The sequence below is a fragment of the Micromonospora thermarum genome (genome assembly GCF_012034245.1).
GTDB classification, from domain to species: domain Bacteria; phylum Actinomycetota; class Actinomycetes; order Mycobacteriales; family Micromonosporaceae; genus Micromonospora; species Micromonospora thermarum.
The window spans coordinates 116,617-139,078 of sequence record NZ_JAATEO010000017.1 but is presented as its reverse complement, the minus strand read 5'-3'; the positions used below and the strand labels follow the sequence as shown (position 1 = coordinate 139,078).

17 protein-coding genes are annotated in these 22,462 nt (G+C 74.4%); 7 read left to right on the top strand and 10 right to left on the bottom strand.

All coding sequences use genetic code 11. The features are described 5' to 3' along the window. Positions 1–1,120, bottom strand: a 1,120-nt coding sequence (locus HCJ94_RS17140) for an NAD-dependent epimerase/dehydratase family protein (protein ID WP_168002025.1), incomplete at its 3' end; no start/stop codon positions are given. A gap of 191 nt (positions 1,121–1,311) precedes the next feature. Between HCJ94_RS17140 and HCJ94_RS17135 the strand changes: the two genes are divergently transcribed. Together HCJ94_RS17135 and HCJ94_RS17130 are read left to right on the top strand one after the other, a co-directional pair. Beyond that, entirely contained in the window at positions 1,312–2,655 is a 1,344-nt protein-coding gene (locus HCJ94_RS17135) for a molybdopterin-dependent oxidoreductase (RefSeq protein WP_168002024.1), read from the top strand. Beyond that, the gene (locus tag HCJ94_RS17130) at positions 2,648–3,094 is read left to right on the top strand and encodes a hypothetical protein (protein WP_168002023.1); all 447 of its coding nucleotides are present in this window, start codon (positions 2,648–2,650) and stop codon (positions 3,092–3,094) included. Before HCJ94_RS17135 ends, HCJ94_RS17130 begins: the two co-directional genes overlap by 8 nt. Positions 3,095–3,118: 24 nt before the next feature. Here the strand turns inward: HCJ94_RS17130 and HCJ94_RS31205 are convergent, their stop codons facing one another. Further along, positions 3,119–3,868, bottom strand: coding sequence for a DNA-formamidopyrimidine glycosylase family protein (locus HCJ94_RS31205; protein ID WP_168002022.1), 750 nt, complete (start codon positions 3,866–3,868; stop codon positions 3,119–3,121). 137 nt (positions 3,869–4,005) lie between these two features. Between HCJ94_RS31205 and HCJ94_RS17120 the strand changes: the two genes are divergently transcribed. Genes HCJ94_RS17120 through HCJ94_RS17110 form a run of 3 tightly spaced genes read left to right on the top strand, consistent with a single transcriptional unit; the run spans position 4,006 to position 5,905 of the window. Continuing rightward, positions 4,006–4,761, top strand: a complete 756-nt coding sequence (locus HCJ94_RS17120; RefSeq protein ID WP_168002021.1) for a hypothetical protein — start codon at positions 4,006–4,008, stop codon at positions 4,759–4,761. Continuing rightward, a complete protein-coding gene (locus HCJ94_RS17115) occupies positions 4,761–5,387 on the top strand; it encodes a DUF6529 family protein (protein ID WP_205801429.1) in 627 nt (208 codons plus the stop codon). The genes HCJ94_RS17120 and HCJ94_RS17115 overlap by 1 nt, the downstream gene beginning before the upstream one ends. 29 nt (positions 5,388–5,416) lie before the next feature. Beyond that, positions 5,417–5,905 (top strand): Rieske (2Fe-2S) protein, encoded by a 489-nt coding sequence (locus tag HCJ94_RS17110; protein WP_168002020.1) that lies wholly within the window; start codon positions 5,417–5,419, stop codon positions 5,903–5,905. 125 nt (positions 5,906–6,030) lie between these two features. Here the strand turns inward: HCJ94_RS17110 and HCJ94_RS17105 are convergent, their stop codons facing one another. Continuing rightward, positions 6,031–6,936: a siderophore-interacting protein gene (locus HCJ94_RS17105; RefSeq protein ID WP_168002019.1), complete on the bottom strand. Its 906-nt coding sequence runs from the start codon at positions 6,934–6,936 to the stop codon at positions 6,031–6,033. Between the two features lie 282 nt (positions 6,937–7,218). Here HCJ94_RS17105 and HCJ94_RS17100 point away from each other — a divergent pair, with 282 nt between their 5' ends. Continuing rightward, on the top strand, positions 7,219–8,718 hold the full coding sequence (locus tag HCJ94_RS17100; protein ID WP_168002018.1) for a DivIVA domain-containing protein: 1,500 nt from the start codon (positions 7,219–7,221) through the stop codon (positions 8,716–8,718). Between the two features lie 485 nt (positions 8,719–9,203). Here the strand turns inward: HCJ94_RS17100 and HCJ94_RS17095 are convergent, their stop codons facing one another. After that, on the bottom strand, positions 9,204–9,836 hold the full coding sequence (locus HCJ94_RS17095; RefSeq protein WP_168002017.1) for a MerR family transcriptional regulator: 633 nt from the start codon (positions 9,834–9,836) through the stop codon (positions 9,204–9,206). Between the two features lie 497 nt (positions 9,837–10,333). Between HCJ94_RS17095 and HCJ94_RS17090 the strand changes: the two genes are divergently transcribed. Continuing rightward, the gene (locus HCJ94_RS17090) at positions 10,334–11,119 is read left to right on the top strand and encodes a helix-turn-helix domain-containing protein (RefSeq protein WP_168002016.1); all 786 of its coding nucleotides are present in this window, start codon (positions 10,334–10,336) and stop codon (positions 11,117–11,119) included. A gap of 250 nt (positions 11,120–11,369) precedes the next feature. Here HCJ94_RS17090 and HCJ94_RS17085 read toward each other — a convergent pair whose 3' ends face one another. From HCJ94_RS17085 to HCJ94_RS17060, 6 genes are read right to left on the bottom strand one after another with little or no spacing between them, the layout of a single operon-like run. Then, positions 11,370–12,728 carry a cytochrome P450 gene (locus HCJ94_RS17085; RefSeq protein ID WP_168002015.1) on the bottom strand — a complete coding sequence of 453 codons (1,359 nt, stop codon included), beginning with the start codon at positions 12,726–12,728 and terminating at the stop codon, positions 11,370–11,372. Continuing rightward, on the bottom strand, positions 12,725–13,261 hold the full coding sequence (locus HCJ94_RS17080) for a flavin reductase family protein (RefSeq protein ID WP_168002014.1): 537 nt from the start codon (positions 13,259–13,261) through the stop codon (positions 12,725–12,727). Before HCJ94_RS17080 ends, HCJ94_RS17085 begins: the two co-directional genes overlap by 4 nt. Next, on the bottom strand, positions 13,261–13,725 hold the full coding sequence (locus HCJ94_RS17075) for an acyl-CoA thioesterase (RefSeq protein ID WP_168002013.1): 465 nt from the start codon (positions 13,723–13,725) through the stop codon (positions 13,261–13,263). Before HCJ94_RS17075 ends, HCJ94_RS17080 begins: the two co-directional genes overlap by 1 nt. 6 nt (positions 13,726–13,731) lie before the next feature. Then, positions 13,732–19,500 carry a type I polyketide synthase gene (locus HCJ94_RS17070; RefSeq protein ID WP_168002012.1) on the bottom strand — a complete coding sequence of 1,923 codons (5,769 nt, stop codon included), beginning with the start codon at positions 19,498–19,500 and terminating at the stop codon, positions 13,732–13,734. After that, positions 19,497–20,486 (bottom strand): enediyne biosynthesis protein, encoded by a 990-nt coding sequence (locus HCJ94_RS17065; protein ID WP_168002011.1) that lies wholly within the window; start codon positions 20,484–20,486, stop codon positions 19,497–19,499. The genes HCJ94_RS17070 and HCJ94_RS17065 overlap by 4 nt, the downstream gene beginning before the upstream one ends. Positions 20,487–20,491: 5 nt before the next feature. Continuing rightward, on the bottom strand, positions 20,492–22,459 hold the full coding sequence (locus tag HCJ94_RS17060; RefSeq protein WP_168002010.1) for a CRTAC1 family protein: 1,968 nt from the start codon (positions 22,457–22,459) through the stop codon (positions 20,492–20,494). Positions 22,460–22,462 lie beyond the last annotated feature (3 nt).

The window sequence follows — 22,462 nt, the reverse complement described above, 5'->3', positions numbered from 1 at the left end:
GCAGGGCGGACTGCTGCGGCGCCACGACGGGCTCGGAGGGGGCGACCGGGGACGGGCCGCCGGCGGGCAGGGCGGCCGGCTCCCGCAGCGGGTCGCGGGCGAACGCGGCCACGCCCTCGGCGAAGCCGACCCGGGCGGTGTAACCGAGGAGGTCGGCGGCGCGGCGCGGGTCGGCGACGACGTGGCGGACGTCCGCGGCGCGGGCACCGCCGACCACGAGGGGCGCCGGACCGCCCATCGCCGCGGCGAGGGTGGTCGCGAGCTCGCCGACGGTGTGCGGCTCGCCGGAGCAGACGTTCACCGGCACCAGGCCCTCCGGCGCCGGGGCCGCCAACGCCAGCAGGTTGGCCCGCGCCACGTCGGTGACGTGCACGAAGTCGCGGCGCTGGCGGCCGTCCTCCAGCACGCGGGGCGCCCGCCCGGACTGCAGCGCCGAGCGGAAGATCGAGGCCACCCCCGCGTACGGGGTGTCGCGGGGCATCCGGGGACCGTAGACGTTGTGGTACCGCAGCGCCCACACACCACCGCCGGTCTGCCGGGCCCAGGCGGCGGCCAGGTGCTCCTGCGCCAGCTTCGTGGCCGCGTACGTGCTGCGGGGCTCCAGGGGCGCGTCCTCGGGCACCAGGGCCGGGGTGAGGGGGCGGCGGCAGGTGGGGCAGGTCGGGTCGTACCGGCCGGCGGCCAGGTCGGCGGGGCGACGCGGAGCGGGGCGGACGCCGCCGTGGGCGACGCAGCGGTACGCCCCCTCCCCGTAGACGACCATGGAACTGGCCAGCACGAGCCGGGTCACGCCGGCCCGGTGCATGGCGGCCAGCAGCACCGCGGTGCCGTAGTCGTTGTGACTGGCGTACGCCGGGGCGTCGGACGGGTCGAGACCGTGCCCGACCATGGCGGCCTGGTGGCAGACGGCGTCGACCTCGCGCAGCAGCCGGTCCAGCAGCGCCCCGTCCCGGACGTCGCCGACCACCGGCCGGTGCGTCCGCGACCAGACCGGCAGCCCGGCCCCGTGCGCCTGCGGGAGCAGCGCGTCCAGGCCGACCACATCGTGCCCCTCGGCGACCGCCAGGTCGACGACGTGCGACCCGACGAAGCCGGCCGCGCCGGTGACGAGTATGCGCATTCCGGTCACGCTAGGCCGGCCGGGCGGGGAGTCCGGGGCGTTCGGCCGGACCGTCACGGGTTCGTAAGACCAACCCACCGGACGTGGGACCCCGCGCCGGTGCGGTAAGCGGCTCGTAATGCCGCAACCGGGACCGGTCCGCCCGGGACCGGTCTAGCGTCGCGGTGGAGACCCGGCGACAGGAGGAGCCCATGCCCGGGGACGGCACCGGCAAGCCCGCTGGCGAGCGGGAGTACGGCTTTCCCGCGCCGCTGTGGCGTGCGCTCGCCCGGCACCGACCGCCCGGCGCCGGGGCCGCAACGCGGGGCTGGCGCAGCCCGGTGCGCGGGCCGTGGCTGACGGCCGTCCACGGCGCGCTGCTGCTCGTCGCGCTCCCCCTGGTGTTCCTCACCGGGCTGCTCGATCACCTCGCCTACGGGCCGCGGTTCGGGCAGGCCTTCCCGCCCGACGTGGGCTGGCTGCGGCTGCCGCAGGTCGACTGGCCCACCCGGCCGTCCTGGCTGTTCCGGGTCACCCAGGGGCTGCACGTGACCCTCGGGATCATGCTCGTCCCGGTGGTGCTGGCCAAGCTCTGGTCGGTGATCCCGAAGCTGTTCGACTGGCCGCCCGCCCGCTCGGTGGCGCAGGTCCTCGAACGGCTCTCCCTGCTCCTGCTGGTCGGGGGGATCCTGTTCGAGATCGCCACCGGCCTGCTCAACATCCAGTACGCGTACCTGTTCGGCTTCGACTTCTACACCGCGCACTACTTCGGGGCGTGGGTCTTCATCGCGGCCCTGGTGGCGCACGTGTCGCTCAAGCTGCCGAGGATGCTCTCCGCGCTGCGGTCCCGGCGGCCGGCCGACGAGGCGCGGACCGGCACGGCGGCCACCCGGCCGGAGCCACCCGACCCGGACGGCCTGGTGGCCCCGGAGCCCGGGCCGGCGACGGTCAGCCGACGCGGCGCGGTCGCCCTCGTCGGCGGAGGCGCGCTGCTGCTCGGCGCGCTGACCGTGGGGCAGAGCCTGGACGGCCCGCTGCGGCGCACCGCGCTGCTGCTGCCCCGCGGGCAGGACCCGGGGAGCGGCCCGAACGGCTTCCCGGTCAACCGCACCGCCGCGGCGGCCGGGATCTCCGACGCGGACACCGGCGCCGGCTGGCGGCTCACCCTGCGGGGCGGCGGTCGCGAGGTCACCGTCGACCGGGCGGCGCTGCACGCCATGGCGCAGCACACCGCACGCCTGCCGATCGCCTGCGTGGAGGGCTGGTCGACCCGGCAGACCTGGACCGGCGTCCGGCTGCGGGACCTCGCCGCCCTGGTCGGGGTGCCCGACCCCGCCTCGGCGCACGTGCGGTCCCTGGAGCGGGCCGGCCTGTTCAACCAGGCGGTCCTGCAGGCCAACCAGGTCCTCGACGGGGACTCGCTGCTGGCGCTGCGGGTCAACGGCGCGGACCTGTCCGTCGACCACGGGTACCCGGCCCGGGTCATCGTGCCGGCCCTGCCCGGCGTGCACTGCACCAAGTGGGTCGCCGCCATCGACTTCCGGACCGATGGCTGAGCGGCGGGCGCGGCTCCGCGCGGCGTACGGGGCCGGGCCGCGGCACCTGCTGGTGCTGCTGGCCTGCTTCGCGGCCACCGGCTGGGTGGCGCTGCGGCTGGCCGGCGAGGCGGACGCCGTCCGGATGCTGCTCTGGTTCCTCGGCGCGGTGGTGGCCCACGACCTGGTGCTGTTCCCGGTCTACGCCACGGTGGACCGGGCGCTGCGCCGGATCGTCCACCGGCCGGCGCCGCTCAACCACGTCCGCGTCCCGGCGCTCGCCTCGGCGCTGCTGTTCCTGGTGTACCTGCCCGGGATCCTCGGCCTCGGCGGCACGACCTACCGGTCGGCGACCGGCCGGGAACCGACCCCGCTGCTGGGCCGCTGGCTGGCGCTGAGCGCGCTGTTCTTCCTGGCCAGCGCGGTCGCGTACGCCGTCAGCCGGTGGCGCCGGCGGTAGTCCCGGGCCGGGTGACCGTCCCGCTCAGCCGGGAGGCTGGTCCACCGGGCAGGCGTACGCGGTGCGGGCGCCCAGCTCCCACACCCGGACCGCCGCCCCGCACCGGCGGCAGGTGTCCCGCTTGTACACCCAGCGCTCGTCCGGCGCGGCCGGATCGCTCACCACCTGCCCGGCGTCGCGCCCGAGGGCGAGGTGCCGCACCCCGAGCGCCCACAGCTCACCGGCGGTGCGCGGCGGCACGCCCCGCCGATCCGGGTCGAGACCGGCAAGGAACAGCAGCTCCGCCCGCCAGACGTTGCCGATGCCGGCCCAGACCGCCTGGTCCAGCAGGGCCGCGCCCACCGCGCCACGGGCCGCCGCCAGGCGGCGTACCGCCTCGTCGGGGTCGGCGTCGCCGCGCAGCGGGTCCGGGCCGAGTGAGTCCCGCAGGGCCCGCACCCGGTCCGGCGGCAGCGGTTCGCACCGCACGGGCGCGATCAGGTCGTACGCCGCCCGGTCGGCGGCGAGCCGGACCCGGACACCCGGGCGGGGCGGGACGCCCGGGTCGTCGTGGGCCAGGAACAGGCCGCGCATGCCGAGGTGGACGTGCAGGGCGGGCGCGTCGTCGACGTGGTAGAGCAGATGCTTGCCGTACGCCTCGACCGACCGCAGCGTCCGCCCGTCGTACGGCCGGGGGTCGAACCGGCCCTGCGGGCTGGACACGGCGAGCACCTGCCCGGCGAGCGCGGCGTGCTGCTCGCGCGCGTACCGGTGGACGAGGTGTCCCTCGGGCACGTCAGCGGACGGGGGCCGGTGCTGCGGACATGCCGGCGGATACCCGACCCGTCGGGACGGAAACCCCCGGATCGTCTCGGCCGTCGATTGAACGACCCGGGCCCGGCAGCCGTACGTCCGGGTGAAGGGAGATGCCCATGAAGCGGATGACCCCGATGCTCACCCTGGCGACCGGGACCGTGCTCGCGGCCGTGCTGTTCACGATGAGTGCCCAGGCGGCACCACCGGCGCCGGCGGCGGGCGCGGGGCAGGCGGACGCCGCCGCGCCACCGGGCGCCGGTCCCGGGGCGGCTCCGGACGCCGACGGCGCCCCCGGGTCGCCCGCCGACGACACCGCCACGCCGGGCGCCCAGCCGGCTGCCACGTCACCGGCGCCGTCCGCGCCCGCCGTGTCGCCGGCACCGGGTGCCGCCGCGGTGGACGGCACGTGGACCGGCCGCCTCGACAGCGGCGCCACGATCGCCCTGACGGTCCGGCAGGGCCGGGCGGTCGCGTACGTCTGCGACGGCCGCAGCCTGGAGATCTGGCTGCGCGGCACGGCCACCGGCAACGAGCTGGACCTCAGCGGCAAGGACGGTGCGCGGCTGACCGGCACGGTCGAGGGTGACCGGGTCCGCGGCGAGGTACGCGTCGGCGACAAGCGGTGGGCGTTCACCGCCACCGCGACCGGAGGCACGTCCCCGGCGCTGTACCGGGCCACGGCGCAGGTTCGCGACGCCGGGGTCGACGGCGGGTGGATCCTGCTCGCCGACGGCACCCAGGTCGGTGTCGTGACGTGGAACGGGAAGCCGGTCCCCGCGCCGCCGCTGGACCCGGCCTTCGGCACCACGATCGTCAACGGCGTCACGATCACCGCCGTGCCGGTGTTCCCCGAGGCCGGGACGGGTCGGTGATGGCGGACCACCGCCGGGGCACCACGCACGCGCTGCCCGATCTGGACGACGGGCCGACCGTCCAGGTGCTGCCGGATCCGTTCGCGGACCCGCCCGCCGCGCCGCGCGCCTCGGTCGTCGTGCCGCTGCTGGTCGGCGCGGCGGTCGCGGTGGCGCTCGGCGTCTACGGCCGTACGCACACCCCGACCGGGATCGCGGTCAACGTGGCCGGCTTCTCCGGGCCGCAGACGGTGAAGGTGTGGCTCGGGACCGGGGCGGCGTTCTTCGCCGTGGTGCAGCTGCTGTCGGCGCTGGCGATGTGGGGCCGGCTCGGCCGCGTTCCCGCGTCCTGGGCCGGCGGCGCGCACCGCTGGTCGGGGCGGATCGCCTTCCTGCTGGCCGTGCCGGTCGCGGTGCACTGCCTCTACGCGCTCGGCTTCGCCGACCACGACCTGCGGACGCTCGCCCACTCGGTGTTCGGCTGCTTCTTCGTCGGCGCGTTCACCACCAAGATGCTCGCGCTGCCCCGCCGGGGGCTCGCCGGTTGGGTCCTCCCGGTCGTCGGCGGTGTGGTCTTCACCGTGCTGATGCTGGTCTGGCTGACCTCGTCGGTCTGGTACTTCACGACGTTCGGGTTCCAGCGGTGACGCGGACCCCACCCGGAGAGGACACACGCATGACCGAGGACGCGGGCACGGCGTCGCGCCGGGCGGTGCTGGCGGGGACCGGGGCGGCCGGCGTCACCGCCGTGCTGACCGGCTGCCAGACGTACGGCGTCGCCACCCCCGCGCCGGCGGCTCCCGTCGCCCCGGCGGCGACCGGGACGGCCGGACCGACCGCCGCGGCCGGGGACGGCGGGGCCGCGGAGCCGGCCGCCGCTCCGGCGCTGGCCCGCCTGGCCGACATCCCGGTCGGGGGTGGCCGCATCTTCGCCGAGCAGGGGGTGGTGCTGACCCAACCCACGGCCGGCACGGTGAAGGCCTTCTCCGCGAAGTGCACGCACGCCGGCTGTACGGTCACCTCGGTCGCCGACGGCACGATCGTGTGCGCCTGCCACAACAGCCGGTTCGACATCACCGACGGCTCGGTGCGGGGCGGCCCAGCCGGCTCACCCCTGCCGGCCGCCGCGGTAACGGTCGACGGCGATGCCGTCCGCCTGACCTAAACCTGGCCCCCCGCCGCGCCGCTCTCAACCCTGGCGATCTTGCACTTTCGGCCCTTCTTCTGTCCCGGTTTACCCGTTCTGTCGGGGCAGGAAGTGCAAGATCGCGGGGTGGGGTAAGGGCCCGCTCAGGCCGGGTCGGCGCGGCCGATCCGCCAGTAGCCCATGAAGGCCACCGCGCTCCGGGCCAGGCCGCGTTCGGTCACCAGGTGGCGGCGTAATGCACGGATGACGCCGGCCTCACCGGCCAGCCACGCGTACACCGGCACGGGGGCGGCCGGGGCCGGGACCTCCCACAGGATCTCCGCGTCGACGTCCACGTCGGCGACCGGCTCTTCGGCGCCGCCCGTAGCGCCGGCGAGCAGGGCGGCCGCCGCGTCCGACACGGCCGGCACCAGCCGCGCCCCGTGCCTGTCGCCGCGGCGGGCGAGCCAGCTCACCGTGACACCCGGCGGTGCGGTCACCGGCAGCACGTCGTCGGCCTCGGGCACCTCCAGCAGGACCCGCCCCTCGGCGGTCACCGGCAGCCGCTCCAGGATGGCGCAGATCGCCGGTACCGCCGTCTCGTCACCGGCCAGCAGCAGGTGCCCGGCGGCGGGCGGCCGGAACTCGATGCCGCCGTGGTCGCCGTCGAAGCCGGCGTCCGGCCCGAGGATCGCGATCCCGTCGCCGGGCCGTACCCGCCGCGCCCACCGGCTCGCCGGCCCGCCGTCGCCGTGCAGGACGAGGTCGACGTCCACCTCGGACAGCTCCGGCCGGACCGCCCGGACGGTGTAGGTGCGGATGGGGTTGCGCTCATGCTCGGGCAGGGCCCGCCACCGCGCGTACCAGTCCGGACCCTCCGGCAGTCGCGCCCCGCGCTCACCCGGCAGCGGGAACGCCAGCTTGATCCGCTGGTCGTAGCCGTTGTCGGCGAACCGGTCCAGGTCCGGCCCGGTGAAAGTGACCCGCACGAACGACGGGCTGAGCCGGCGTACCGCGCGGGCCTCGACGGTGAACATCCGCCACGGTGCGACGGGCAGGGTCTGGGTCATGGCGCCTCTCTCAGCTCCACCCCACGAAGGCGGGGCGCAGGCCGCGCTCCACGGCACTGCACTCGACATCGGTTAGGTTAGCCTTACCTGATAACGCGGAAGGCGCGGGGGTCCTCACGGTCCGAACGTCCGGGTCCGGCCGACCACCTCGCCACCTCTGCGTGCCGACAGGTGGGGCAGGGGTTCAACCCGTACGCCGACGGCGGTAGCGTGTCGCCACATCGTTGCCCGTGGGGTGGTCTCTCCCCGGCGTGGCGCTCGCGATCGTACGGAGGATGCAGCATGCCCCACGGCGACGAGCCGTTCGCGGTCCGCGACGACAACACGTCGCGGCCCAACTTCGACACCGCGCTGCGTGGCTACGACAAGCGGCAGGTGGACCGGCACCTCGACCAGCTCGACGGCGAGCTGGCGCGGACGGTGGCCGACCGCGACGAGGCGCGCGCCCGGCTCGACGCGCTGACCGCGCAGGTCACGCAGCAGGAGGCGGAGATCGCCGAGCTGCGCGAACGGCCGGCACGGGTCGACCGGGCCGCGTTCCGCGACCTGGGCCCGATGGTCGAGCAGATCCTGGCGCTGGCCGAGCGGCAGGCCGAGGTCATCGGTGAGGCCGCCGGAACCCGGGCGGCCGAGCTGGAGGCCGAGGCGGAGAAGGCGCTCACCGACGCGCGCGAGCACGCGGCGCGGACCCTCCGCGAGTTCGAGGAGGAGCTGGCCGCCCGCCGCGCCACGCAGGAGAAGGTGGACGAGGAGCGGCGCGCCGCCGCCCAGGCCGAGCTGACGGAGATCCGGGCCGCGGCCGAGCAGCTGCGGGAGGCCGGCGAGGCCGCCCACGAGCGGGCCCGGCAGGAGGCGAACCGCATCGAGGAGCAGAGCGCCCAGAGGATCGAGCAGGCCCGGGCCGAGGCCGAGGCGTTCCTGACCTCCGCGCGGACCCAGATCCAGCAGGAGGTGCAGGCCGCGCGCAGCCGGACCCAGGAGGAGCTGGCACGCTGGCAGGCCACCGTGGAGCGCGAGCTGAACGACCGGCGCACCGCCGCCGAACAGGAGCTGGCCGAGCAGCACGCCGCCGCCGAGCGGGAACTGGCCGCCCAGCGCACCTCCGCCGAGCAGGAGATCGCGACGCTCATCGCCGAGGCGCAGCAGTACGCCGCCAAGGTGCGCCAGCGCGCCGACGAGCAGGCCGCCACCCACCAGCAGCAGCTCGCCACGGTGCAGCAGAGCGTCCGGGACCGCCGCGAGACGCTCACCCGGCTCCAGTCCGAGCTGGAGACCACCCAGCAGCAGCTGGAGCAGGTCCGCCAGGAGGGGGACACCACCGAGCGGGAGCTCGTCACGGTGCGCCAGCGCCTCGGCGAGACCCGGCGGGAGCTGGCCGACCAGCTGCACCGGCTGGAGGAGGCCCGGCGCGCGGCGGATTCCGCCGAGACGCACGCCAAGGAGGTGCGGGCGCGGGTCAAGCGGGAGGCGAAGCGGGTCGCCGACCTGGCCGCGGCAGCGGTGATGGCGGCCGCCGGAGGTGGCGAGACGGCCGAGTACCCGCAGGTGGCCGCACGCACCAGCACCAACGCAGGCACCAGCACCGGCACCGGCGTCGATACCGCACCTGCGGTGCGGCCGGAGCCGGAGCCGACGGCCGCCGTCACGAGCGCCCACCGGGCGCCGGACGAGACCCCGGACCAGCCCGGCGTCGAGCCGGCCGGCGCCGAGCGACCGTCCCACGAGGAGCCGGCGACGCCGGACGCGGCCGGCGAGAACGAGACGGTGGTGGCCGCCGGCTGAGGCGGCCGGACCGCGACGACGTGACGCCGCCCGAACGGCCGCGCCGCGACGACACCCCGAAGGGCCGTGCCGCGACGACGTGACGCCCCGAACGGCCGCGCCGGCTCCCGGATCGGCCGTTCGGGGCATCCGGTACGGCGATTGGCGGATCGGCGTACGCCGATCAGCGCCGGCCGCCGTCCGCCGAACGGTCGCGGCGGCGGTCCTTTTCCGACGACGCCGGTCGAGTGGCGAGAATCGCCACCGGCCGGTGTGCAGTTCCGCCTTCCCCGCACCGGCCCGGGGAATTCCCCAGCCTTCCCGCCGACGCCGCGCGGGGGCGGGCACAGCGCGCGCCGGAGGCATTTCTCCGGGCGCGGATCGGCCACGAAAAGCGACCCGCCATTCACGCTCGGGCATCGGCGGCCGCGTCCGCGCCACCGCGCGACACCCCGAGTTGATCTTCTCTGAGATTGCGCGACTGGTGCGGGATCGAACACGCTCCGCTATGGAACTTGCGCATCCGAGTGACGACGGGTGCCGGTGTGGTGGGTCAGCGCCATCCGCCGCAGTGCGGTCAACGCCACGTCCAGCAGGACGAGCCGTGCGGTCAGGCGCATGCACACGTCCGCGTCCGGCGGGTCGGCCGGCACGTCCGTGGCCTCGTACGCAGCCAGCTCGCGCGCCGCCTCGGCGTACGCGTCGAACACCTCGACCCCGTCCGACCAGCCCAGCCGCCGCAGCATGGCCAGCACCTGGGCGAGCGTCCGCCGCTCCGCCGCGTCGTCGTCCACCTGCCAGCCCAGCCGGTCGACGTATCCGTCGACCTCGCGGCGCACGTCGTCCTCGCCGTCCACGGCGGGCATCGCCACCACCGTGGCGTTGATCACCGTACACAGTCCACGTAGTGGACGGCCCCGCGAGTCGATCGCGGCGAGCACCTCGCGCACGTCCGAGATCCCGAGCCGCCCGGGGCCGGTGAGGACCTGGATGAACCGCAGGCGGGCGAGGTGCTCCTCGGCGTACTCCGCCTGGTTGCGACCGGTACGCACGCCGGGCTGGAGTAGCCCCTCACGCAGGTAGAACTTGATTGTCGGGACGGACAGACCGCTCTGCTTGCTGAGCTCCGAAATGCGCATCAAATTCCATTACACTCGCCGCCGACCTCGCACGCCATAGTGTCCCACAGCGGCCGACCGGCAGCGAGAGCGCCGATCGGAGGGCAACTCTACATGCACACATGGCGACCCGGAAGTGCATCGTGGACACCAGTGATTACCACTGTCGACCCACCCTCCGCAGCCCCTGGGATTCTCATTCTTGCCGGTTACGAAGCGTCACCGGCGGCCGGCCGACAGGTCGCGGGGCGTTGCCGCACACAATCGCTTCGGCTAATATCCATTCCGTTCTGACCTGCCTGTCCATGTTCCTGGGGAGTCTATTGAACGGACGCCGACAGCCATTGAATGACTGACTGAACGTCCAGATCCGCAACCAGGCCGGTCCCTCCAGAAACCGCTGGAGAAAGAGCGCGCACCGACATCTTGCGATTCGCCCGACCGGCGAACGGAAATGTCGGCACGATGCGTTCGACGGCACTGGGCAACCATTTTCGACAACCTGGGGGAGACGAAACGTGTCACATTCTGTCGAGAAAGTTGCCGAGCGTGTCATCGAGTTGATGCACAATGATCTGAGCAGGCAACTCACCATTGATGAGATGGCACGCACCGCCATGTTCAGCAAATTCCACTTTTCCCGCATCTTCCAGAAGGCGACCGGGGTCACCCCGGCGCGGTTCCTGTCGGCGCTGCGGCTGCAGCGCGCGAAGCACCTGCTGGTCTCCACGTCCATGACGGTCGCGGACATCAGCATCCAGGTCGGCTACACCAGCGTGGGGACCTTCAGCTCGCGGTTCAGCCGCAGTGTCGGCCTCTCCCCCACCACCTACCGGCGGCTGGGAGGCTTCACGCCACAGGTACCGGTCATGGACCACGCCCTGCCGGAGTCGGCCACCGGGTCGGTGAGCGGCGCCATCCGGGCCTCGTCGTCCCACGAGCCCGCCCTCATCTTCGCGGGGCTTTTCCCGGACCGGATCCCCGAGGGGCGTCCCGTCCGGTGCGCGATCATGCGGGAGCCCGGCCGGCTGCACCTCGACCGGGTACCCGAGGGCGAGTGGTACCTGCTCGCCCACTCGGTCGCCGGCAACGATCCCGAGGACTCGCTGGCCGAGCCGTACCCGGCCTGCGTCGGCAGTGTGGGGCCGTTGACGGTACGGCGTGGCACCGTCACGCGGTCCCGTGACCTCCAGCTCTCGCCGACCCGCTCGGTGGACCCGCCGGTGCTGCTGGCCCTGCTCGACGTCCGCCGGGCCGCGGTGCACGAACAGAGCCGACGGGAACTGGCCGGAGCGGCCGCCTAGCGGCCGCGCGACCCGCCCGCCCACGTGGGGCGCCGGCGGGGTCCACAGCGGACCCCGCCGGCGTCCCGGCGCGCGCTCGACGCGCGGCGCCACGCCACGACGACGTCGCCGAGCGAGCGGGCGCTTGGCGAACCGGCTGACGTCACCGGGCGGCCGGGCGGACGGCGGACGGTCACGGCGGCATCGCCGGGCAACCGGCACGCACGACGGTGGGCGGGTGCCTCCGCACCCGCCCACCGGTCGCGCGTACTCAGACCGCCGGCTGGACCGTCATCGACAGACCGCCCCGCACCCGCAGCGACAGCATCGGCTCGGGGACCACCCGCTGCCCCGCCGGGGCCACGAGTTCGAACTCCCGCGACACCATCGCCACCACGAACACCGCCTCCATGAGCCCCAGGTGGTTGCCGACGCAGAACCGCGGCCCGGCGCCGAACGGCACGTAGGCGTACCGGGGCCGGTCCGCCGTCGCCTCCGGGTCGAACCGCGTCGGGTCGAACCGCTCCGGCTCCGGCCAGAACGCCGGGTGCCGGTGCAGCGTGTACGGGCAGATCAGGACGTCGGCGCCGGCCGGCACCGGATACCCGTCCACGACGTCCGCGCCGCGGGCCCGGCGGGACAGCATCCACACCGGCGGGTAGAGCCGCATCGCCTCGCTGACCACCATCTTCGTGTACGTGAGCCGGGTCAGGTCGGCGTACTCGGGCAGCCGGTCGCCGAGCACCTCGACCGCCTCCTCGCGCAGCCGCCGCCGTACCCACGGGTGCCGGTCGACCAGGTGGAAGGTCCAGCCGAGCGTGCTCGCGGTGGTCTCGTGCCCGGCCAGCAGCAGCGTCACCAGCTCGTCGCGCATCCGCTGGCGGGCGACCCGGGGATCCGGTTCGTCGCGGGTGGAGGCGATCAGCCGGGACAGCGCGTCGTCGGCGCCCGCCACGTCGCCGCGGGCGGTCCGGTCGGCGACCAGCCGGCCGACGATCCGCTCGAGTTCCCGGCGGGCCCGTCGGAAGCGCAGTTGCTGCGGCAGCGGCACCCACATCGGCACCACGCTCATCGAGGCCATCTCGAACATGGCCTGGTTCTGCATCTCCTCGAAGGCCGCCCCGACGGTCGTGAACGCGTCGAGGTCGGCGTCGAGCAGCGTCCGGCCGAGGACGCCGAGGGTCAACCCGGTGAACTCGTCGGTCAGGTTCACCGGGCCCGCGCCCCGGCGGGCCCGCAGCCGGGTGAGGAGCCGGTCGGCCTCCTCCGCGACCGCGCGGGCCTGACCGGCGATGCGCTTGGCCTGGAACACCGGCTGGATCACCCGCCGCTGCTTGCGCCACAGCTCGCCCTCGCTGGTCAGCAGGCCGTCGCCGAGCGCCCGCCGCGCGTGCAGGAGCCCGAGCCCCTTGGTGTAGTTCTGGCTGTTGTCGGCCAGGACGTGCTTGGCGTGGTCGGGATGGTTGAAGAAGTACAGCGACCGGGGTCCGGCGCCGAGCCGGACAGCGTCGCCATAGCGGGCGGCGGAGGTCATCAGTCCCAGCCGGTCCCGGCCGAGCTGCCACAGCGACCGCAGGAGGGCGGGGCCGGTCGGACCGGGATAGGTCCGGCCGGCCGCCACCACCGTCACGTCGCCACCCCGCTCGGTTCGGCCACGACGCGGCGGAAGCGGCCCCGGAGGAACAGCACCGGGTCGTCCTCGCCGCGCCGTTCGGCCGACAGCAGCCGGCCCGTGAAGATGCTGTGGTCGCCGCCGTCGTACACCTGCCAGACGGCGCACTCGAACCGGGCCAGCGCTCCGTCGATGAGCGGTGCCCCGGTCACCCGGCCCGGCGTCCACTCCACCGTCTCGAACTGGGCCGCGCCCAGCGGGCGGCGGCGGTCGGCGAAGTGCCGGGCCACCTTCTCCTGGTCGTCGGCGAGCACGGAGACACCGAAGACCCCGGCGGCGAGGAGCCGGTCGTGCATGACGGCCCGGCGGTCCACGCAGACCAGCACCAGCGGCGGGTCGAGGGAGACCGACGTGAACGAGTTGGCCGTCATGCCGTGCGGCAGCGGGCCGCCGACCGACACCACCGTCACCCCGGTCGCGAAGGTCCCGAACGCCCCGCGCAGCCCGTCGGGGTCGGTGGCCGCGACGGGTGTCACATGGTCGATGCTCATCAGGTCCTCCTGGTTCCGGCCAGCTGCGCCCCGGTCGGGGCGCGGTACGGGCGCAGCGCCCGCACCAGCGCCTCCGGCACCCGGGCCGGCTGGGTCCGGGTGTTCGGTCCCCGCATGCAGGCCACCCGCTGCCGGCCCCGGGCGACGAGCGTGGTGCCGCCACCCGGATCGAGCCGGACGTAGTCGAAGCTGAACTCCAGCTGCGTCTGGGCGAGGTCGACCAGCCGCATCCGGATGGACAGCTCGTCGAAGGCGGTGATCTCGGCGAAGAACTCGCAGTCGACCTTCAGGGTGAACAGCTTCAGGTCGTCGCGGACGTCGGCGAGCACCTCCGGGGCGCGCTCGTGGAGGAACATCTCCCGGCACCGGCCCTGCCAGCGCAGGTAGTTGACGTAGTAGACGTTGCCGACGAGGTTGGTCTCCTCGAACCCGACGGTGTGCCGGTACTCGTAGTAGTCGCCCATCGCGCGTCACCCGTCCTTCCCGGTCAGCACCGCGAAGACCACCGGCGCGGCCTGGTCGCGCAGGGTCGCCGGCGCGGTGGCGATCCGCAGGTCCCCGGAGGCCAGCAGCACCCGCCCGTCGCCGGCGGAGAGCAGCGCCAGCGGCGAGCGCTGCGGCAGCCCCGCCTTCTGGAGGCACTCCGTCGCCGTCCAGACCCGGGTCGCCGCGACGGCGAGGTCCTCGCCGGTCTCCGCGGCGATGAGGTCGGCCAGGCCACGGTTCGGGCCGAGCAGCCCGTCCCACTCGGGCGCCGGGCGGGCCGCCACCGGCTCCACGTCGCAGCCGAGCGGGCCGGGGCCGGCCACGCAGAGCGTGAGCCCCGCGCCGTGCGCCGCGGACACCTGCCGGTCACCGTCGACCTCCGGGCGCCCATCGGGCCGGTACCGCACGTCGACCGCCCGGCCGAGGGCCCGGCCGGCGGCGCGGGCGGTGCGGCCCCGACCGGCGGCGCCGGCACCACCGTCGCCGGGTGCGTCGGGCTCGACGGCCACCGCGATCGGGACGCCCAGCAGGTCGCCGAACTCCCGTTCCAAATACGGGCCGAGCAGCGGCGCGACCCAGCGCAGGTCGGCGCGCTTGCGGACGGCCTGCAACCGCAGCCCGTCCCAGCGCTCCAGGACCCGCCCGTCGGCGTCCCGGACGGCGATGTCGTAGACGTACGTGTCCCCGTCGCGGCTGCGTTCGCGGGCGCAGTAGCGCACCTCCCCCGCGGCCGCCAGGGCCGCCCCGCCGCTGTGGACCCGCTCGATGCCGGCGGGCAGCAGCGTGGCGTGCGGGACGCACACCTGGTTGCCGTGCATCAGCGCGTCCCGCATGCCGGGGTCGCCGAGGATCAGCTCCGCCGGCAGGAAGCCGGCGAACCAGTCCGTGTCGGGGCGCACCGCGAGGTCCGCGTCGACGTCCCGGGCCGCGGCCCGGTGGTAGCGGCGCAACCGCTGGAACCGCTGCCCCTGGAACAGGACGTCGCCGTACAGGTCCCGGTCCGGCGCCAGCGGGACGTCCGGCAGACCGGGCCCGACCTGCTCGGGCGGGCCGTCCGGCGCCGGGTCGTCGGTGAAGCGCAGGCGGGCACGGAAGTGGTCGGCGGCGAAGCCGGTCTCCGCGCTGCGGATGCTCACCTGCACCGTGTCGTCGTCGGTCACGACCGCGGCCACCCGGACGGTGGTGCTGCCGTCCGGCGGCACCACGATCGGCCGGACGAACTCCGCCTCCTCGATCACCGGGACCGACCGGTGGCCGGTCAGCGCGGTCGCGACCTGGGCCATCGCCTCCATGCCGAACACGGCCGGGAAGAGCAGGTTGCCGTCGAGCAGGTGGTCGGGAAGGTAGCGGTCGGTGTCCGGGCTGAGCGTGGTCTCGGAGACCAGCTCGACCCCGGGGTAGTGGACCAGCAGCCGGTCGACGAAGCGCAGCAGCGGCAGGTCGGGCACGTGGTGCCGGACCGTGTCGATGCCCTGCGTACGGCCGCTGACGACCACCACCGGCGGGGCGTCCGCGTCCACCAGCAGCCGGCGCATGATCTCCACGCCCTGGTCGAGCGTGATCGGCGTGACGCCGTCGCGTTCGAGGGCCTCGACCACCGACAGCCGCTCCCCCATCCCGGCCCCGGACCAGACCGACCACTCCAGACAGAGCGTGCGGCACGCCGGGTGGCGGCGGCCGAAGTCGGTGGTGACGTCCGCGAGCCAGTCGTTGGCCATCGCGTAGTGCGCCTCGCCGCGCAGGCCGCTGCGGCCGATGATGCTGCCGAACGTGATGAGTGCCTTCAGCCGATCCGTGTCGACCGCGTCCAGCACCGCCCGCAGGCCGTCGATCTTCGGCGCGAACGTCCGCCGCACCGCCTCCCGGTCGAGGTTGGTGAGCGCGGCCGGCTCGTTGCGGCCGGCGCCGTGCAGCACGCCGGTGACCGGGCCGAGCGCGGCCGTCACCTCGGCCACCGCCGCCCGGACCTGCCCGGCGTCGGTGACGTCGGCGCGGGCGTAGTGGACGGTGATGCCCTGCTCGGTCATCCGTCGCAGGTTCGCCGCCAGCTCCTCGTCGGCGGCCGGGTCGGAGCGGCCCAGAACGGCCAGCCGCGCCCCGGTGTCGCGGGCCACGACGATGGCGCACTCCGCGGTGATGCCCTTGCCGCCGCCGGTGACCAGCAGCACGTCGTCGGCGTCCAGCGGCGGCACGGGCCGCGCCGCCCGTACCGGCATGGCGCGCAGGGTCGGCACGAACCGGCGTCCCTGCGCGTCGTGGTGGACCTCGGCGAACTCCTCGGTGGCGGCGACCTCGGCCAGCACCCGCTCGGCGACCGCCTCCTCGGTCGGGACGTGCACGATGGTCACGCGGAGCTGCGGCGCCTCCAACCGGAGCGTCTTCGCCAGGCCGGCCGCGCCGCGCCCGCGGTCGACGACGACGAAGCGGTCGCCGAGCTGGCCGCTCAGGACGGCCCGGGCGCCCTGGAGGGCGAGGTCCAGGTGCTCCTCCCGGCAGTCGGCGGGCAGGCAGACCAGCACGCCGGAGCCGACCGCGCCGCGTTCGAGGCCGCGCCGCAGCGCCTCGGCCAGCGGGTCGCCGTCCGGCGCGTACACCCGCCAGTGGCCGTTCTCCTCGGCCGGCCCCCGCGCCGGCAGGGGCACCGGGTCCAGGTCCAGCCGGAACGGCCGGGACCACGGCGCGGCGCCGGCGACCACCGGCCCCCGCTCGGCGTCGGCCGGGCGGGCCGTCCGGTGCAGCTCGTCGAATGCCTCCGCCAGTTCCCGCAGGGTGGCGGTGGCGAAGTTGGTCGGCGTCTCGGCGGCACCGATGCCGAGCTGCTGGGCGGCCTGGTTGACCACCTGGCCGACGGTGATCGAGCTGAGGTGCAGGTCGTCGAGGAGCCGGCTGTCGTCGCGCACCATCTCCAGCGGCAGCTCCGCCCGCTCGGCGGCCAGCCGGCGCAGCAGCTCCAGGCCCGACTCGCCACCGCCCTCGGTCGAACTGGCGGGCCCGGCCGCGGCGGGCGCCGCGGCCGGGACGACGCGGACGTCGACGGCGGGGGCGGCCTCGCAGGGGCTGGCGAAGAAGCTGAACCGCTGCCCGAGCTGTACGGGCCGGATCAGCCGGCCGTGGAACAGGCCCGGGTGGACGTCGGCGGCGCCGGTGACGTACGCGGCCGCCACCACCCGCAGCAGGCCGGTCAGCGACTCGTCGTCGGTGTCCAGCGCCACGGCCGGCACGTCGGTCACCGCGGCGGCCAGGCCGCTGAGCACCCGGCCGGGGCCAACCTCGACGAACAGGTCGATGTCCTTCGCGGCCAGGGCGACGGCCTGGGCGAAGAGCACCGGGTCGGTGATCTGCCGGTGCAGCAGCGCCGGGATGTCGGTGTCCGGGCCGAGCACCTCGCCGGTGACGGTGGAGACCACCGGCTCGCGTACCGGTCCGAAGTGTTCCTCGGCCAACCGCTCGCCGAAGGCCGCGGCGGCGGGCTCCACCAGCGGCGAGTGGAACGCGTGCGACACGGACAGCCGGGTGGCGTTGATGCCGGCGTCCTTCGCGGCCCGGCTCACCGCCTCGACGGCGTCGACCGTGCCGGCGACCACCGTCTGCTGTGGACCGTTGTAGCCGGCGACGACCACGTCGTGGCCGGCCAGCAGGCCCGCCACCGCGTCCGGGGAGGCGGCCAGGCTGGCCATGGTGCCGGACGCGCTGTGCTCGGCCATGGTGCGGCCGCGTACGCCGGCGACCCGCAGCAGGGTGTCACCGTCCATCGCGCCCGCCCAGTGCAGGGCGGACAGCTCGCCGAGGCTGTGCCCGACGGCCACGCGCGCCTCGATCCCGAGGTCGGCCAGGACCCGCAGGCCGGCCATGGACCCGGTGACGATGCGGGGCTGGGCGACCGCGGTGGCCACCATGTCGCCGCTGGTCGGCAGGGCGGCCCGCTCGTACACGTCCTCGGCCCGGCCGAACCGCCGGCGCAGGGCGCCGCCGCTGGTGCCGCGGCCGGAGCCCTGGCCGGGGAAGAGGAAGCCGATGCGGCCCTCCTCGACCACGTGCCCGCAGAAGGCCCGCCCATCGGCGGTGAGCAGGCGGGTCTCGCCGGCGTCCAGGGCGTCCCGGACGCGCCGCAGCCGGCGCTCGGCGTCCTCCGGCGAGGAGGCCACGACCGCCGCCCGGTACGGGCGGTCCTGCAACTCCCGGTGCAGGGTGGCGGCCAGGTCACCGAGCTGGGCGTACGCGACCTGGGGGACGAAGTCCAGCAGCTGCTGCACCCGGTCGCGCAGCAGCCGGGCCGAGTCCGCGTCGACGGCGAGCAGTTCGGCGTCCTGCACCGAGCGGCTCAGGTTGCGGGTGCGGCTGTCCATCCTGGTGCGCCGCTTCGGTTCCCGCTTGTCCAGCACCACGTGGGTGTTGATGCCGCCGAAGCCCATCGCGGTGATGCCGGCGCGTACCGGGGTGTCCTCCGGCCACGGCTCGGCCCGGCGCAGCACCCGCAGCGCCGCGTCGTCGGCGGTGAGCAGCTCGTGCGGATCGACGCAGCCGATCGCCGGCGGGACCATCTCGTGGTGCACCGCCATGGCCGCCTTGATCAGGCCGGCGACACCGGCGGCCGCCTTGGTGTGCCCGATCATGCCCTTCACGGAGCTGATCGCGGCCTTGGGCGCGCGCGGGTCGGCCGCCCGGCGGGCCAACGAGAGGGCCTTGAGCTCGGTGGCGTCGCCGACGGCGGTGCCGGTGCCGTGCCCCTCGAACAGGCCGACGGTGTCGATCCCGAACCCGGCCCGCTCGTACGCGCGGCGCAGCGCGAGCTGGTATCCGTTGACCTCGGGGCGGGTGATGCCGCCCTTGCCGTCGGAGGAGATGCCCCAGCCGGCGATGGTGGCGTAGACGCGGTGCCCGGCGTCGAGGGCGTCCCGCTCGCGCATCAGCACGATCATCCCGCAGCCCTCGCCCGGCCAGAAGCCGTTGGACTTGCGGTCGTAGACGCGCATCTCGCTGCGGGCCAGCGCGCCGGTCTTGGCGAAGCCGATGATCTCGAACGGGTCGATCGAGATGTCCACGCCGCCGGCCACCGCCACGTCGACCTCGCCGTCGAGCAGCGTCTTGCAGGCGGTGGCGACGGAGAGCAGGGAGGACGAGCAGGCGCCGTCGACGGTGTACCCGCCGCCCTTGAGGTCGAAGTGGTTGCAGATCCGGCCGGCGATGGTGTTGGACAGGCCACCGGCCAGGGTGTCCTCGTCGATGCCCGGGAACGGCGCCTTGTAGCGGGCCTCGAAGTCGGCGAGGAACGCGGCCAGCTGGTCGTCGTCCCAGTCCTGCTCCTTGAGCGCGGCGGCGACCATCCGTTGCACGTACGGCCACCGCAGTCGTAGCTGGTTGGCGCGGGAGAACTCGCCGGTGAGGCTGTTGCCGACCACGACGCAGGTGCGTTCGCGGGGCAGTCCCTCGGCCATGGGGAAACCGGCGTCGGCCAGGGCCATGGCGGCGACGTCCAGGGCGAGCCAGTGGGTGAGGTCGGTGGACCGGTACGTGCTGCCGGCGATCTTGTAGGCGATCCGGTCGAACTCGTACCCCTCGATGACGGCGGCGTTGCGGGCGTAGAAGCGGTCGGGTGTCGCCGGGTCCGGGTCCCAGTAGTCGTCGAGCCGCATCCGCACGTCCGGGAGGCGGCGGAAGGCGCGACGACCGGCGACGGCGTTCTCCCACAGCTCGCCGGGCGAGGTGGCGTCGGGGTAGCGGTTGGCCATCCCGACGATGGCGATCCTGCTCATGCCGGCACAACCTCCTTGCCGGGGTCGGGGGCGGCGACGACGGGGACGGTCGGCGCCCGGGTGACGGACGAACCCGCCTGGGCCTCGCGACGCTCGCGGGCCTGGTTGACGAAGTGCAGCGCCCAGTGGAAGCCGCCGCGGGCGAGGCAGACCAGGGCGGTGGCGAAGAAGATCCCGTACGCGATGCCGGCGCCGGTGAGGAGGCCGTAGACGACGGCGACGCCGGCGCCGAAGGCGAACTGGGCGGCGGGCGGGGACGGGCTGGTCCCCGGGTCGGTGACCATGTAGTTGGTGAACAGCACGAACGCGGTGCCGGTCATCATGGCGAGGGCACCGGGGATCGAGACGTCCAGCACGATGCCGCGGACGACGGCCTGGAGGACGAAGAAGGACACCCAGCCCGCGATGAGCCACATGCGACCGGTCAGCTTCCCGTTGATCATGGTGCCGCCGAAGATGATAATCGCCGGCACGAACCAGTCCCAGAAGCCGGTGATGTGCTCGGTGAAGTGGTACGGCGGGGCGATGCTGGCCCACGGGAAGAGCAGCAGGATCACGGCGATGCCGAAGTTCGACGGGTTCATGTAGTGCCGCATCCGGCCCTTGAAGGGGGCGCGGAGAACCCACTTGGCGCCGATCGCGACCGCCACGCCGAAGATCAGCACCAGGATCTGGTCGTTGACGTAGATCAGCATGTTCATCGCGAGGCTGGTGATGTGGGCCGGGTAGAGGAACTCGACCAGCCCGCGCAGCCCGTTGCCGAGGAAGCGCGGCCGGCGGCCCTCCGCCCGGGCGCCCACCGCCTCGAGGACGATCTCGATCGAGTAGCCGGTGGCGAGGGCGACGAACGGCCACAGCCAGGGCTGCTCGAAGCCCAGCACGGTGTAGCCGAAGATGTTGAACACCGTGATCGAGATCGCGAAGTTGCGCAGCGCCATGATCACCTTGGGGTCGTGGCGGGGCGCGGCGGTCGGGGTCGCGGTCATGTCGCTCACCTCTCCTGGGCCTGGGAGCCGAGCCGCAGCGTGTGCCAGCCCGGGGTCAACTGAAGTTCCTGCTGCCGGACCTGCCCGGTGCGGTCACGCCACCGCAGGTCCACCCGGACCGGGCCGGTGACGTCCCGGCCCAGGCCGACGTGCGCCTCGTGGCTGCGCTTGCCGGAGTGGCCGCTGCCGCCGTCGACGCGGGTGATGAAGGTCCGCCCGTCGGCGGTGGTCACCCGCACCTGGGCGCCCACCACCGGTGAACCCGGGGCCGGCAGCCCGGCGTCGGCCGGCGCGGCCGGACCGTCGTGGATCAGCCGGAGGCCGAGGAACGCGCCGGGCGACGGGCTCTGGTTGTGGTAGAAGACCGGCTCGTCCCACTGCCGGGCCACGGCGAAGTCCAGCCGGCCGTCGCCGTCGGCGTCACCGGTGGCGATGCCGCGGGTGGGCACCGGGATGTCGAGGCCCAGCTCGCCGGCGAGGTCGACGTAGCGGCCGTCCGGGCCCTTGGCGAAGAAGTGCAGCCGCTGGCTGCCGCCGATGTCGTCGCCGGCGGTGACGTGCGGCCACGACAGCGGGTGCCGCAGCAGCTCGTCGTTCGCGGTGGCCAGTTCCTGGAGCTGGGGCCAGCGGTTCACCTCGCCCTTGACGAAGCCGGTGGTCTGGGCGACGACCAGCTCGCCGCAGTTGTCGAAGTCGGCCAGCTTGGCGTCCCAGCCCCAGCCGGACCAGGCCAGGCCGAGCGGCGCGCTGCGGTCGGTGTACGGGGCGCGGCCCTCGGTGAACTGCCGGCGCAGGTCGGCGTCGTCCTTCGCGGTGTCGATGAAGGCGAAGTGGCTCTCCTCGATGCCGAAGGAGGTCGTGATGTTGCTGACGAACATGTCGTACCGGCCGTCGCGGTCGAGGTCGCCGAAGTCGACACCCATGCCCTTGAACGAGTCCACGCCGATCCGCTTGGACTTGGGCACCACCGCGCGGCCGACCGCGCTCTCCACCAGCGCGAACTTGAGGTTGCCCGGGGTGGAGCGGTTGTGCAGCAGCCGGTCGGGGCCGAAGTCGTGCGCGACGTACAGCTCGGGCAACTGGTCGCCGTCGAGGTCGTTGGCGCCGGCCGCGAGAGCCCAGCCCTTGGACGCCGCGAACGGCAGGACGTTCTCGACCAGCTCGAACGTGGCGGTCGGGGTGGCGCCACCGGTGCCGCCGGTGAAGCGGAGGAAGTAGTCCTCGCCGCCGTTGATGCCGTGCGACATCGAGTCGTTCATCTGCACCCCGCCCTTGACGGTGTCGTCCAGGACCGGGCTGTGCGGGAAGTAATTGCCGACGAAGATGTCCACGTGGCCGTCGCCGTCGAAGTCGTCGATCGCGACGGCGTTGGTGTTCCACAACGGACCCTCGTACCGGGTGGGGTTGCCGGGCACCACCTCGGTCGGCTGGTACGCGGCGGCGGAGAGCCCGGTGACGCCGGCCTTCGCGAGGTAGAGGATCGGCGTGCGGCCCCACATGTAGACCAGCAGGTCCATCCGGCCGTCCTCGTTGAAGTCCCCGGGCGCGCAGCCCATCGGGGCCATCGGCGTGGTCATCGGCAGAGGCTCCGGGCGCAGCGCGAACGGTGCGTACCGGTCGCCGCCCCGGCCGGGCGCCGGGGTGACGCTCACCTGGTCGGTGCGGGGGTCGGTGACGCAGAGGTCGTTGGCGAGGCCGTCACCGTCGAGGTCGTTCATCGCGATGCCGGAGCCGACCGACGAGATCCACGCGTCGATGTGCTTGTAGTCCTTGTTGACCCGGCGGATGGTCTGCTGCGGGAACCCGCCCGGCAGCGAGATCGTCGTCGGCGCGAACCGGTAGCGGTCCGCCAGGTCCCCCCGCTCCTCGGCCGAGGCGTACGGCAGCCGGGAGGCGAAGAACAGGCCCACCATCAGCACGAGGGCCAGCACCCCGGCGAGCTGACGGCGCAGCCATCCCACTGTCATCGACATCTG